This window comes from Ruegeria spongiae (genome assembly GCF_023502395.1).
Lineage (GTDB): Bacteria > Pseudomonadota > Alphaproteobacteria > Rhodobacterales > Rhodobacteraceae > Ruegeria_C > Ruegeria_C spongiae.
Map to the genome: position 1 here is coordinate 121,769 of NZ_JAMFMB010000006.1, position 12,956 is coordinate 134,724.

Annotated in this window: 13 protein-coding genes; 8 read left to right on the plus strand and 5 right to left on the minus strand. The window is 62.9% G+C overall.

Features of this window, described 5'->3' with window-relative positions:
• Window positions 1-78: 78 nt before the first annotated feature.
• Window positions 79-1,098 carry a TRAP transporter substrate-binding protein gene (locus M3P21_RS06930; protein ID WP_249707982.1) on the minus strand — a complete coding sequence of 340 codons (1,020 nt, stop codon included), beginning with the start codon at window positions 1,096-1,098 and terminating at the stop codon, window positions 79-81.
• A 185-nt stretch (window positions 1,099-1,283) separates the two neighbouring features.
• On the opposite strand from M3P21_RS06930, the gene M3P21_RS06935 reads away from it, so the two are divergent.
• Window positions 1,284-1,943 (plus strand): GntR family transcriptional regulator, encoded by a 660-nt coding sequence (locus M3P21_RS06935; RefSeq protein ID WP_249707984.1) that lies wholly within the window; start codon window positions 1,284-1,286, stop codon window positions 1,941-1,943.
• A 12-nt stretch (window positions 1,944-1,955) separates the two neighbouring features.
• Here the strand turns inward: M3P21_RS06935 and M3P21_RS06940 are convergent, their stop codons facing one another.
• Window positions 1,956-2,936: an NAD(P)-dependent oxidoreductase gene (locus tag M3P21_RS06940; RefSeq protein ID WP_373319964.1), complete on the minus strand. Its 981-nt coding sequence runs from the start codon at window positions 2,934-2,936 to the stop codon at window positions 1,956-1,958.
• Between the two features lie 60 nt (window positions 2,937-2,996).
• Between M3P21_RS06940 and M3P21_RS06945 the strand changes: the two genes are divergently transcribed.
• From M3P21_RS06945 to M3P21_RS06965, 5 genes are all read left to right on the plus strand, one after another.
• Window positions 2,997-4,793, plus strand: coding sequence for an IlvD/Edd family dehydratase (locus M3P21_RS06945; RefSeq protein WP_249707988.1), 1,797 nt, complete (start codon window positions 2,997-2,999; stop codon window positions 4,791-4,793).
• A 7-nt stretch (window positions 4,794-4,800) separates the two neighbouring features.
• A complete protein-coding gene (locus M3P21_RS06950) occupies window positions 4,801-5,754 on the plus strand; it encodes a 2-hydroxyacid dehydrogenase (RefSeq protein ID WP_249707990.1) in 954 nt (317 codons plus the stop codon).
• A gap of 167 nt (window positions 5,755-5,921) precedes the next feature.
• Window positions 5,922-6,632: a FadR/GntR family transcriptional regulator gene (locus M3P21_RS06955; protein ID WP_249707992.1), complete on the plus strand. Its 711-nt coding sequence runs from the start codon at window positions 5,922-5,924 to the stop codon at window positions 6,630-6,632.
• 22 nt (window positions 6,633-6,654) lie between these two features.
• The gene (locus M3P21_RS06960) at window positions 6,655-7,587 is read left to right on the plus strand and encodes a sugar kinase (RefSeq protein ID WP_249707994.1); all 933 of its coding nucleotides are present in this window, start codon (window positions 6,655-6,657) and stop codon (window positions 7,585-7,587) included.
• Window positions 7,588-7,659: 72 nt separating this feature from the next.
• A complete protein-coding gene (locus M3P21_RS06965; protein ID WP_249707996.1) occupies window positions 7,660-8,223 on the plus strand; it encodes a DUF4202 domain-containing protein in 564 nt (187 codons plus the stop codon).
• Between the two features lie 12 nt (window positions 8,224-8,235).
• Here the strand turns inward: M3P21_RS06965 and M3P21_RS06970 are convergent, their stop codons facing one another.
• Genes M3P21_RS06970 through M3P21_RS06980 form a run of 3 tightly spaced genes read right to left on the minus strand, consistent with a single transcriptional unit; the run spans window position 8,236 to window position 11,275 of the window.
• The gene (locus M3P21_RS06970; protein ID WP_249707997.1) at window positions 8,236-9,270 is read right to left on the minus strand and encodes an ABC transporter substrate-binding protein; all 1,035 of its coding nucleotides are present in this window, start codon (window positions 9,268-9,270) and stop codon (window positions 8,236-8,238) included.
• Window positions 9,240-10,613: a sensor histidine kinase gene (locus M3P21_RS06975; protein ID WP_249707998.1), complete on the minus strand. Its 1,374-nt coding sequence runs from the start codon at window positions 10,611-10,613 to the stop codon at window positions 9,240-9,242. Before M3P21_RS06975 ends, M3P21_RS06970 begins: the two co-directional genes overlap by 31 nt.
• Entirely contained in the window at window positions 10,610-11,275 is a 666-nt protein-coding gene (locus tag M3P21_RS06980) for a response regulator transcription factor (protein ID WP_249707999.1), read from the minus strand. The genes M3P21_RS06975 and M3P21_RS06980 overlap by 4 nt, the downstream gene beginning before the upstream one ends.
• Before the next feature lie 106 nt (window positions 11,276-11,381).
• On the opposite strand from M3P21_RS06980, the gene M3P21_RS06985 reads away from it, so the two are divergent.
• Both M3P21_RS06985 and M3P21_RS06990 read left to right on the plus strand, forming a co-directional pair.
• Window positions 11,382-12,368, plus strand: coding sequence for a Bug family tripartite tricarboxylate transporter substrate binding protein (locus M3P21_RS06985; RefSeq protein ID WP_249708013.1), 987 nt, complete (start codon window positions 11,382-11,384; stop codon window positions 12,366-12,368).
• 83 nt (window positions 12,369-12,451) lie between these two features.
• Entirely contained in the window at window positions 12,452-12,955 is a 504-nt protein-coding gene (locus M3P21_RS06990) for a tripartite tricarboxylate transporter TctB family protein (protein ID WP_249708015.1), read from the plus strand.
• The last annotated feature ends 1 nt before the right edge of the window (window position 12,956 follow it).

Consider the following 12,956-nt stretch of genomic DNA (forward strand, 5'->3'; position numbering starts at 1 on the left):
CTGTCAGATTAGGATTGGTCCGGCAGGACACCTGCGCCCTGCCGCCAGTCGCTTACCGTGCAAAGCACGGGGGTTGGGTTACATCGCACCCATACCGGTCAGGAACTCGATATGGCTGTTCAGCAGTTCCTTGGATTCCGGTGTGGTGGCAAACTCGGTCCACCCGGCCTTCACCGCCTGACGGAACTTGGCAAGCTCTTCGGGCGACCATTCATAGAGGTTCACGCCCTGGTCCCGCAGCAGCTTGGCGTTCTGGGCGTTCTTGACCTCGTTCAGCGTGGCGTTGTGCAGCGCCAGCGCGTCCATGGCGACGGTCATGATGGCCTTGTGGTGATCCGGCATCGCCTCCCATACGTCCATGCGGCAGGCCAGATGGTCGGCAGGCATCGAGTGGAAACCCGGATAGTTGGTGTGCTTGGCAATGTCATAGAGGCCAAGACCAATATTGTTGGTCAGGTTGGCGGCATCCGCGCCATCGATGATGCCTGTTTCCAGCGCGGTGAAGATCTCGTTGAAATCCATCACGATGGGCGAGGCGCCGAGGTTCTTGAACACCAGCGTCGCCATGCCCGGGGGCGAACGGAACTTCCAGTCCTTGAAGTCTTCCACACCGCTGATGGGCTTGGTCGAGGACAGCGATTCAGGCCCCGGAATCCACCAGCCGATGAACTGCATGTTGTGGCCGTTATAAAGCTCGTTGATCTTCGCACGGCCATCGCCATGCAGCAGCCAGGCCATCTGCTGATAGGGGTTGGCATAGCCGCCCATCAGGTCGCCCGCGAACTGGAACGCCGGGTTCTTGCCGGTCTGATAGGCGCCACCGGTCATGTCGCAATCCAGAATACCGGTTGCGGCCGCGTCAAATGTCTCGGCCGATTTCACGACGGCAGAGGAATAAAACATCTCGATCTCGATCTCGCCATTGGACATGGCAGTCACGTCATCAACGAATTTCTTGGCCAATTGGCCAGACAGCGTCTCGGGCGAGAAATGGGTCTGGATGCGTAGCGTGGTGGTCTCTGCCGAGGCCGAAAGCGCCGCCCCGACCGACAAGGCCGCAGCCGACACCGCAACCGAAAATATCCTGAGTAATTTCATTATGTCCTCCCTGGTTTTTGCAGATGCGGCTGAGGTCTCCTCTTCCCTGTGCCGCATTTGGTATGACTAAACTAGTCAGCCCCCCTTTTTCTGACAAGAAAATTGTGCATTTTTCTAAAATTTCGTAATTCTTATTGTTTGGCGAAATTTTTGGGGTATTTTGATCCGACAATTGGAACAAACTCATGACCACATCCCCCTCGCTTCATGACACTCTGCGCGACCGCGTGGTAAACGGAGAATTCGCGCCGGGCCAACGGCTTAGGCCGGAAGCGCTGCGCAAGGATTATGACTGCTCCGCCAGCGCGGTCCGCGAATCCCTGTTCCGCCTGTCCACCGTGGGCCTTGTCGATTTCCAGGAGCAGCGCGGTTTTCGTATCCCGCAGCGGTCACCCACCCTCCAGCATGATCTGACCCAATTCCGAATCCTTCTGGAATCCGAAGGCGCGTGCCGATCGGTCCGCAATGGCGGCGTCGCCTGGGAGGCCAGGCTGGCGGCGGCCCATCACAAACTGTCCCATATCGAAAGCCGGATCGGCGATGATCGGGAGACATCAATGCTGCTGACGCTCTGGACCGAGGCAGAGCTGGAGTTCCACCAGACCCTGATCGAAGCCTGCGGGTCGGACATCCTCAAACAGACCCATGCCCGCATCTATCAGCAATTTCGCCAGCAAATGATCAGCAGCGACCGCGAGTTCGCCTATATCGCTGAAAATGTCGAAGAACATCGCAGCATTCTCGAAGCGGCGCTCGCTCATGACGAGGCGCTTCTCCGGCAGCGCATCCACGACCACCTGTCGCGCAATCTGCTTCCGAAGAATCCCGGCACCGCAGAGGCCTAGGTGCGAGGGCTGTCAGGGCGTGTCGGTTGCCACGCGCCCGTTCAGGTCCAGCAGTTCTTCGAACAGGCCCGAATGGTCACGGTCCGCACCGTCCAGTTCCGCCACATAGCGCTGAAACCTGTCACGGATCGCGCGCGCACTCGGCAGGACAAGGTTCAGCCCCTCGGCCTCGGCCAGCGCGTTGTCCAGGTCTTTGACTTGCAGGCGCGATGGCCCGCCGGGGGTGAAATCGCGCGCGCTCATCCTTGCGCCATGCTGTTGCAGGATGGCGCTGTCGGCAAAGCCACCCTTCAGCGCGTCGCGCACCGCCGTTGCATCCGCACCACCCGCCTCAAGCAGCAATGTCGCCTCGGCCACCGCGCCGATGGTGATGGCAACGATGGTCTGATTGGCCAGCTTCGCCAATTGTCCCGCGCCGGTCGGCCCCACATGCACGGGCCGGCCCAACGCCTGCAACACGGCGCGCGCACGGTCCAATATCTGAGGGGCACCGCCAACCATGATCGCAAGGCTTGCCTGCTCGGCCCCGCGAGTTCCGCCCGAGACCGGCGCATCCAGTACCTCGACACCGATCTGCTGCAGGCCATCGGCCAGCGCGCGCGCCTCGTCCGGTTTGGTGCTGGACATGTCGACCCAGATCGCGCCCTGTTTCAGCGCGGCGCGCAGCCCCCCCTGCCCGGCAAGGTCCAGAACCGCGCGGCCATCGGACAGCATGCTGATCACCACATCCGCATCCGCCACCGCCTCGGCAGCAGAGGCCGCGACCCGCGCGCCGAACTCTGCCAGCGGGGCCGCCTTGTCCGCGCTGCGGTTCCAGACGGCGGTGTCGAACCCGGCGGCAAGCAGGTTCCGCGCCATCGGAAACCCCATCAACCCGGTCCCAAGCAAGGCGGTCCTGATCTTTGATTGCATGTCCCGTCCCCTTTTCCAGACCGTGCCAGCATCGACCCACACCCGCGCATGACCAAGTTCGCCCTTGCAGCCCGCCGCCACATCCTGTCTGATTGCGCTAACGTCTTATTTGGTCCGACAAAACTCATGGGAGAGGAAACCATGCCGAAAGTAAAGCCCGAAGACCTGAGGTCGCGGCAATGGTTCATGAACCCCGAAAACCCCGAAATGACAGCGCTGTATCTGGAGCGATACCTGAATTACGGGCTTACGCGGGAAGAGTTGCAATCGGGCAAGCCGGTGATCGCCATCGCCCAGACCGGCAGCGATCTGAGCCCGTGCAACCGGCACCATCTGGAACTGACCAAGCGGGTGCGCGACGGGATCATCGCGGCGGGTGGCACGCCGCTGGAAGTGCCGGTGCATCCCATCCAGGAAACCGGCAAACGGCCCACGGCGATGCTGGACCGCAACCTCGCCTATCTGTCGCTGGTCGAGACGCTGTTCGGCTACCCGATCGACGGGGTGGTGCTGAATATCGGTTGCGACAAGACCACACCCGCGCTGCTGATGGCGGCGGCAACGGTCAATGTACCCGCCATCGCGCTTAGCGTCGGGCCGATGCTGAACGGCTGGTATCAGGGCGAGCGCGCAGGCTCCGGCACGGTGATCTGGAAAGCACGCGAGAAGCTGGCCGCGGGTGAGATCGACGACACCGAATTCATGGAGATTGCCGCCGCCTCGGCCCCTTCGGTGGGATATTGCAACACCATGGGCACCGCGACGACGATGAACTCGCTGGCCGAGGCGCTGGGTATGCAGCTGCCCGGCGCGGCGGCGATCCCGGCGCCCTATCGCGAGCGCGGGCAGATCAGCTATGAGACCGGCAGACGGATCGTCGACATGGTCTGGGAAGATCTGCGACCCAGCGACATCATGACCCGTGCTGCTTTCGAAAATGCCATCGTCATCAACTCGGCCATCGGCGGGTCGACCAATGCACCGATCCACCTGAACGGCATTGCGCGGCATCTGGGCGTGCCGCTGGATAATGACGACTGGCAGGCGGTGGGCCATCAGGTGCCGCTGCTGGTCAACCTGCAACCCGCCGGAGAATATCTCGGCGAGGACTACCACCGTGCCGGTGGAGTCCCGGCAGTGATAGGCGAACTGCTTGCGGCCGGGCTGCTGCCCCATCCGGATGCGATCACCGCGAACGGGCAGAGCATGGATGACAATTGCCGAGCCGTGCGTTCGGGCAATGCAGATGTCATTCGCCCACTGGCGCAGGCCTTGAAGCCCGAGGCGGGGTTCATCAACCTCAAAGGCAACCTGTTCGACAGCGCGATCCTGAAAACCAGCGTGATCAGCCCGGAATTCCGCGCCCGCTACCTGTCAAATCCCGACGACGTGAACGCCTTTGAAGGGCGCGCCGTGGTGTTCGACGGGCCCGAAGACTTTCACCACCGGATCGACGACCCGGCAGAGGAGATCGACGAAAACTGCGTCCTGTTCATGCGCGGTGCTGGCCCCAAGGGCTATCCCGGCGGGGCCGAAGTGGTCAACATGCGCCCGCCTGCCTATTTGCTGAAACGCGGGATTGACGCACTGCCCTGCGTCGGTGACGGGCGGCAATCGGGGACTTCCGGGTCGCCCTCCATTCTGAACGCTTCGCCCGAGGCAGCGGATGGCGGCGGGCTGGCATTGTTGCGGACGGGGGACCGGGTCAGGTTCGACCTGACCAGGGGCACGGCGGATATGCTGGTCGATGAGGCCGAACTGGCGGCGCGCAGGACCGATCTGCAGGCGCGGGGTGGCTATCCGGTGCCCGAAAGCCAGTCGCCCTGGCAACAATATTTCCGCGAATTGGTGCAGCCTTTCGACAAGGGCATGGTGCTGCGGGATGCCCCGGACTACCGCGACATCTCACGTAAATCGCTGCCCCGCGACAACCATTGAGTGTCTGATGAGCGACGTTTTTGTTGTCGCCCCGGTGACGGAGGACATGAGCACGACGCTGGGAACTGAATTCACCTTGCACCAGTCCTGCGACATGGCTGATCCGCTGCGCTGGCTGCAAAGGAATGGTGATCGAATCCGCTATGTGCTGACCGACGGGCATCTGGGACTGCCCAACACATATCTTGCGGCGCTGCCGGTTCTGGAACTGATCTCTTGCAACGGGGTCGGCTATGACGCGATCGACACCGATGCCGCCGTGCGGCGCGGCGTTATGGTGACCCATACACCTCATGTCCTGAACGAAGAGGTCGCCAGTACAGCGGTTCTGCTCTACCTGTCCTGCTACCGCAACTGGGAGGCACAGATGGCGCAGGCGCGGACCGGCCGTTGGGAAACAGACGGAGGGCTGCCCCTGGCCCGCAGCGCGGATGGGCGAACGGTCGGCATTCTGGGGTTGGGCAGGATCGGCATGGCAATCGCCCGCAAGCTCGAAGCCTTCGGTTGTACCATCCGCTATACCGCCAGGTCGCGCAAAGATGCCAGTTACGCGTTCCACGTCGATCTTGTCGACCTGGCAAAATCCGTGGATGCGCTGATCTGCGTAGTACCCGGAGGCACGGCAACCCGGCACATGGTGAATGCCGAGGTGATCGCGGCCCTCGGGCCCGAAGGCGTGCTGATCAATGTCGGACGCGGTTCGGTCGTGGACGAGACCGCGCTGGCGGCGGCCCTGCAAGAGGATCGCCTGGGCTGGGCGGGGCTGGATGTATTCGAGGACGAACCGCGCATCCCCAGGGCTCTGCGCACTCATCCGCGCACCATCCTGACGCCGCATATCGGCAGCGCCACCCTTGAAACCCGCGCAGCGATGGGTCAACTGGCGGTCGAGAACCTGATGCTGCACAAGCGCTGCGGGCAGGTCAAAACCCCGGTGCCGGAATGCAGCCCACTACTTTAGCAGGCCAAATACCCAGCCAGTATCTATTTGGTACAACCAAATATCACCCCTTCTTGAGAAAGACCGCAAAAACCGGCCATTGATTGCAATTGGCCCGTCTATTTTGTATGACAAAAAGGGGCGATCCTTGCGTCGCTGCCAAATGATCACGCGAAACAGGAGCCGCAGTGGTAAAGACAGGCACAAGCGCGGGCCGAGCCGCTGACCAGATCGTTCGGGCCCTCGAGGGCAAGATCCGGACCGGCCAGTTGGTGGACGGCAACCCGCTGCCCTCGGAACGCGAATTGATGGAAGAATTCAGCATCTCGCGCACCGTTGTCCGCGAGGCCGTTCAGATGCTGTCTGGCAAAGGATTGGTCGAAACCCGCCCAAGGTTCCGCCCGGTGGTGCGCAAACCCGGAGTCGATACCGCAATCGAAACCATCAGTGGCGTGGTCGGGCATCTGCTGGACCAGCCAGGCGGCGTGCGCAATCTGTTCGAAACACGCATCATGGTCGAAGCGGCGCTGGTGCGTCAGGCGGCCAAGGAGGCGACGCGGGACGACATCTCGGCCCTCAAATACGCGCTGGACGAGAACCGGATGGCGATCAACGATTCCGAACTATTTTATCTGACCGACACGCAGTTTCATGCCGTTTTCTTTAACATTTCACGCAATCCCGTCCTGCCTGCGGTTCAGCGCGCCTATACCACCTGGCTGGCGCCGCATTGGATGCGGATGCCCCGACTGCCGGACCGGAACCGGCGTAATTACGAGGCCCACAAGGCCATCTTCGAAGCCATCCTGATGCGCGATCCCGACGCTGCCGAAGACGCCCTGCGCGCCCACCTTGCACAAGCCTGGGCTCAGGTGCGGGCCACATTCGGCGAGATCTGACCCTCAGAAAGAGACCCCGACCATGACGTCCAAGCGTTCCATCCGCAGGCAGGCCTGCATCGGTGAGGTGATGATCGAGCTGGCCTCTGACCCGCAGGGCCAGATCCGGTTGGGCATCGCCGGGGATACCTATAACACCGCCGTGTATCTCAAGCGGCTGCTGCCCAATGCGGACACCCCGGTATCATACCTGACCGCGCTGGGAGCCGACCGGTTTTCCGCGCGCATTCTGGCCGACATGGCCGCGCACGGGATCGACGCCACGCATATCGAGCAGCGGGCGGACAAGTCCCCCGGCCTCTATGCGATCGACACCGATGAGGCCGGCGAGCGCAGCTTTACCTACTGGCGCTCGGATTCGGCGGCGCGCACGTTGTTCTCGGCGCCCTGCAAGGTGACGCCGGATGTGCTGGATCAGTTCGATCTGGTCTATCTTTCGGCCATCACGCTGGCGGTCCTTCCCGTCTCTGTCCGCGTCCTGCTGGCCGAACGGATCGACAGGTTCCGGGCGGCGGGCGGATGGTTTGCCTTCGACAGCAATTATCGCCCGACCCTCTGGGAGGACTGCGATACGGCGCGGGACTGGACCATGCGATATTGGTCGCTGGCCGATCTGGCGCTGCCTTCGGTCGATGACGAGATGGCGCTGTTCGGTGAGAGCAGCGAGGATGCGGTTCTGGCCCGGCTTGCCGCGGCGGGTGTGACGCGCGGCGCACTCAAACGCGGGGCCGAGGGGCCGTTATCTCTGGCCGACAGGACGGTTCCGGACGGGCTGGCGCGGGTCGCGCGCGTGATCGACAGCACGGCCGCCGGTGACAGTTTCAACGCCGGTTATCTGGCGGCCATTGCCAGCGGGTGCTCTGATCACGAGGCCATGCGCCGTGGCCACAACCTGGCGGCACGGGTGATCGCGCATCGTGGCGCGATCATTCCCATCGATGCAATGGCACTCTAGCGTATCTGGACAAGCTTGGGAAACGCTGCGCCTATGGGGCCGCCATTACGACAGCCACAGCCGGAGCCCGCCATGACAGCCGCACTCACCCGTGTGATCGACGCCATTGATGCCACCAACGCCCAGGACCCGCGCCAGGACGAGGGCCAACCCGAAGCGTTACTCTATGGTCAACGCATGAGCGAGGAACTGGCGCGTCTTGTCCCCGACGCCTCAGAACCGCTGCAGATCGCCGCGCGCGGGCAGCATGTGGAACGCTGGAAACTGGCACGCAGCGCATATCCCGAAGGCCGGGCCGGGTATCTGGCCTGGCGGCGCGCGCAGGCCGAGCATCACGCCGACCTGGTCTGCGCCCTGATGGAGACCGAAGGCTATGGTGCCGAGGATGTCGACGCCACGGGCCGGATGCTGCGCAAACAGGGCATCAAGCGCGATGCCGAAGTGCAGGCGCTGGAGGATGTGATCTGTTTCGTGTTCCTGAAATGGTATTTCGCGCCTTTCGCCGAGAAACATACCCCCGAGAAGATCGAACGCATCGTGCAAAAAACCGCGCGCAAGATGTCAGCCGAGGCCCGCGTGCGGGTTTTGACGGAGTTTGATCTGCCTGCGCCATTGGCCGCCGCGTTTCAGGAGTAGCAGACCGCCCCGTCACCAGCGCATCGCATCGCGCCATTCCGACAGGAATGCCCGGCGCTTCAACCCGTCAAGATAAACCAGCAGCCCCGGCCCCAGCCGGATCGGTCGGCGGGTGGCGCTGACGGCGCCTTCCGGCGCCGGAAAGCGGGGGAACGGGTAATAGTCGCGTTCGCCAGCCCCCCAGGCCGCGCGGATCAGATGGTCGATGAACAGACCGGCGGCCTCCGGGTTGGGCGCGTCGCGCAGAATCGCGGCGGTGCGCAGCATCATGATCGTGTAATCCTGCAATTCGACGATGCGGATACCGTAGGCCAGGTCCGTTCGGGCAGCCGCGTAGCTGCCCAGCACGTTATATGCCATGGCGATCTCACCGGTGGCCACCTTCTCGATCATTTCGCTGGTGCAGCAGAAGAACCGCGTGCCCAGATTTCCCATCACCTCGGACAGCCGCCAATAGCTTTCCGAGGCGCGCGCGTCCTGCGTGGCAAAGAGATACCCCGCGCCGCTTTGCGAAATGTCATAGGTGCCGATCCTGCCCCGGAACCGGTCTTCGTGATCGCGCAGCAGGCGGATCAGGTCCTGCCGTGTCTGTGGAATCTCCAGCCCCTCGAAGGCGGCGGGTGAAATCACCAGCGTCACGGTCTCCTGCGAAAAGGCAAAGAGGTGATCGCGCCAGTTGCCCCAGTCGGGCACAAGATCGGTCGCCGCCGAGCTGTAGGGCTGCGTATAGCCGTCATTGGACAGTTTGGTCTGCAGATCCATTGCCGATGACAATGCCAGATCGAAACGGTCGCCGCTTTGCACCGCTTTCATGACCTCAGCGCTGCTGGCGACCACATAATCGATGGCGATCTCGGGGTTTGCAGCAACAAATGCGGCCAGAAGCGGCTCGAACAGGTCGATATCGGTGGTCGAGATGATGCGCAAATGCGTGTCGGCTGCTGCGTCACCGACGCGCAACTCGCCTTCGATCTCATAGGCGTGCAGCGCGCTGGCAAACAGCGTCCAGAACGCGATCACGAGGCCGGGAACCACAGCGTGACGCATGCGCCATCTCCTTTGTTTTCAAGGGTTAGCCTGCCGCCATGGGCCTCGAGCACCTCGCGCGCAATGGTCAGGCCAAGGCCGGACCCGACGGTGCCACCGGCATTGTCGCCGCGCGCGAACCGCTCGGTCATGCGATGCAGCGCGCCTTCGGGGAAGCCTCCGGCATGATCACGGACTTCGATGAAACTCTGCCCGCCCTGCTGACCGATGCGCATCGCGACATCGCTGTCGGTGGCAGAGTATTTGATGGCATTGTCCAGCACGTTGCGCAGCGCGTTTTCGATCAGCACGGCATCGCCCTGAACCACCGGGTTTCCCGCGCTTTGCGTCGACAGCCCGATATCGCGCAGATCGGCGACTGGGCGCAGACGGTCGACAAGTTCCTCGGCCAGTTCATCAAGGCGGACCTTCTCTTTCTCAAGATGATCGGTGCGGAAGGTGACCATCGCATGGTCGAGCAACTGACCAGCCGCGCGCGAGCTTTCGTCAAGGGCGCGGATCATCTCCTTTATCGCGGCGCGGTTCTCGGGGCGCTCGACCCGCCTGAGCGCGATCTCGGCCTGGGTGCGCACTGTGAATAGCGGCGTGCGGACGCGATGCGCGGCCTCGGCGATGAAATCCTCGGATCGGGACAGCGAATAGCGCAAACGGTCGATGAACGAGTTGAGCGAGGTCACCAGTGGCGCCATTTCCTGCGGCACCGGGCCTTTCACAGGGCGCAGATCCTTGGGGCCGCGCCGCGACACGGCACCCGCCAGATCGCGCAATGGGCGCAGACCGGATTGCGTGGTCAAAACCGCCAGCAGCGCGGCCAGCACAAAGAACCCGACCCCCACAGCACCGCCGACACGCGAGACCTGCGCCAGAGTCTGCATCAGCCCCTGCCGGGTCTGCGCGACCGAGACGGTGACCATGATCGGGGTCCCCCCCACCGACAGGCGACGTTCGGCGGTGGCCATGCGAATTTCGGTTTCCGCATAAGGTGCGGTGACATACCCACCTTCGCGGCCCGGAGCGCCGGGATCGGGCAGATCGTCATACCCGGTCAGCAACTGGCCATCGGCAAGGATGCGGTAGAACACCCGATCCTCGCTGACATTGCCCAGCATCGACAGCGCCGCATAGGGCAGGTCGACGGAAATCTCACCGTCGCGCACGGTCATCGTGTCGAGGATCGAGGTGACGCTGGCCATCAGGATACTGTCCTGCGTGTCCTGCGCCACGTTACGGGCCAGGTTGATCACCAGCAGAACCAGCACCGCAGCCAGTACCGCCGAGCCAAGCACAAGCTGCCCGATCAGGCGGCGACGGATCGAGCCGCTGACCTGTGCGGCACGGCTCATGCGCGCGATATCCTGTAGCCCATGCCGCGCACGGTGACGATTTCCACATCCGATCCGGCCAGATGCTTGCGCAACCGGCCGACATAGACCTCGATCGCGTTGTCCGAGACATCCTCGTCATAGCTGAACAGGCGGTCCACCAGCTTGGGCTTGGAAAAGATACGGTCCGGGGCGCTCAGGAAAATCTCCAGCAACCGCAACTCCTTGTTGCGCAGGCTGACGCGGCGATCATCCACACAAAGCGTCCCGGCCAACGGGTCGAAGGTGATATCGCCGAATCGCTGCACGGTGGAAGCGCCCCCGCCACGCCGCCTCAGAACCGCGCGGCAGCGGGCCTCAAGCTCGGAAAAGTCGAAGGGTTTGGTGATGTAATCATCCGCGCCAAGGTCCAGAACGCTGACCCGGTCCGACACTGCCGAACGTGCGGTCAGCACGATCACAGGCGTCTCGTTCCGGGCCAGACGGTGCGATTTCAGGAAGTCGCGCCCGTCGCCATCGGGCAACATAATATCCAGCAAAATCAAGTCGTAATCAGCAGCTGAGGCATAGGCGCGGGCCTGCTCGACATCGGGTGCGTGATCAACCACATGACCGTCCAGCCGCAGCCGGTCCAGCACCGCCGAAGCGAGCGTCATAGAATCTTCCACCAGCAGGAACCGCATGATTGGGCCTTTGCTTTGATCCGCCGCGACAGGTTTGTGTCAGCTTTGCGTGTTTGTCTTCTAGTGATGGGCGGCCCAGCCGCCTTTTGTCAAACGGGAGGACACCATGACAAGAATGAACGTGACCCGCCGGGTCATGATGGCCGCAACCGCGGCCGCGCTGAGCTTTGGGGGCCAGGCCGCACTGGCAGCCGATCAGGTTGTCGACAGCATCCACTTCCTCATTCCCGGCGGTGCGGGCGGCGGCTGGGACGGCACCGCGCGCGGCACCGGCGAGGCACTGACCAAGGCGGGGCTGGTGGGCAGCGCGTCTTATGAGAACATGTCCGGCGGTGGCGGCGGCAAGGCGATCGGTTACCTGATCGAGAACGCCGACAGCCAGCATGGCACAATGATGGTGAATTCCACCCCCATCGTGATCCGCTCGCTGACGGGTGTTTTCCCGCAAAACTTCCGTGACCTGACGCTGGTGGCAGGGACCATCGGGGATTATGCGGCACTGGTTGTACCGGCAGATAGTGACATTCAGGACCTGAGCGGGCTGATCGAGGCGTTCAAGGCAGACCCCAACGGCGTGGCCGTGGGCGGAGGCTCGGTCCCCGGCGGCATGGACCATCTGGTCGCCGCCATGGTGATGGAAGCCGCAGGCGCCGATCCGATCGCAATGAAATACGTGCCCTATGATGGCGGTGGCGCCACCATGGCCGGTCTGCTCTCGGGCGAGGTGCAGGCGGTTTCGACCGGCTTCTCCGAGGCGGTGGAACTGGCCAAGGCCGGTGAGGTGCGCATCATTGGCGTGACTGCGGACGAGCGGGTCGATGCCTATCCGGATGCGCCGACCATGAAGGAACAGGGCAATGACACCTCCTTCGTGAACTGGCGTGGTTTCTTTGCCGCCCCCGGCCTGCCCGAAGACAAGCTGGCCGCCTATCAGGCCGCGCTGGAAGCGATGTACGCCACGCCGGAATGGTCCGAAGTCCGCGACCGCAACGGCTGGGTCGACATCCACAACAATGGCGATGATTTCCGCGTCTTCCTCGAAGGCCAGGAACAGACCATTGGCGATCTGATGAAGAAGCTGGGCTTCCTCTGATCCGGGCGTAGGCCACTCACTCAACAGCGCCCGGGGCACCAAAATCCCCGGGCGTTTTCACAAGCAAAGAGAGGGACACCGAGATGGCGCTGGATCGCTGGATCGCCTTTGTCATTCTGCTGGTCTGCGTGGCCTATGGCTACGCCGCCTATTTCACCATGGACGGGGTTCTGCCACCGATCATGCAACGCAGCCCGATCTGGCCGTCGAGCTTTCCCAAGGTTCTGGCCGTCGGCGCGATCCTGTTCTCGCTGGCCATTGTGCTGGGCCTTGAAAAAGCGCCCCAGAAAGAGGACGCCGCCGATATCAACCTGTCGCGTCTGGGCGACTACAATGTCGGTCAGGCGCTGCTGCTGCTGGGTCTGATGGTGGCCTATGCGCTGCTGTTGCGCCCGCTGGGCTTTCTGGCCGCGACCTTCCTGTTCCTGTTCCTTGGCGCGTTCATTCTGGGCGAGCGGCGCTTTGTTCTGATGGCGGTGATCGCCGCCATCGCTGCGGGGTGCGTCTGGTATCTGGTCGACGCAGTGCTGGGGATATTCCTGAGCCCCCTGCCCGGCTTCATAAATTCACTAGCAAGCGGGGGCTGAC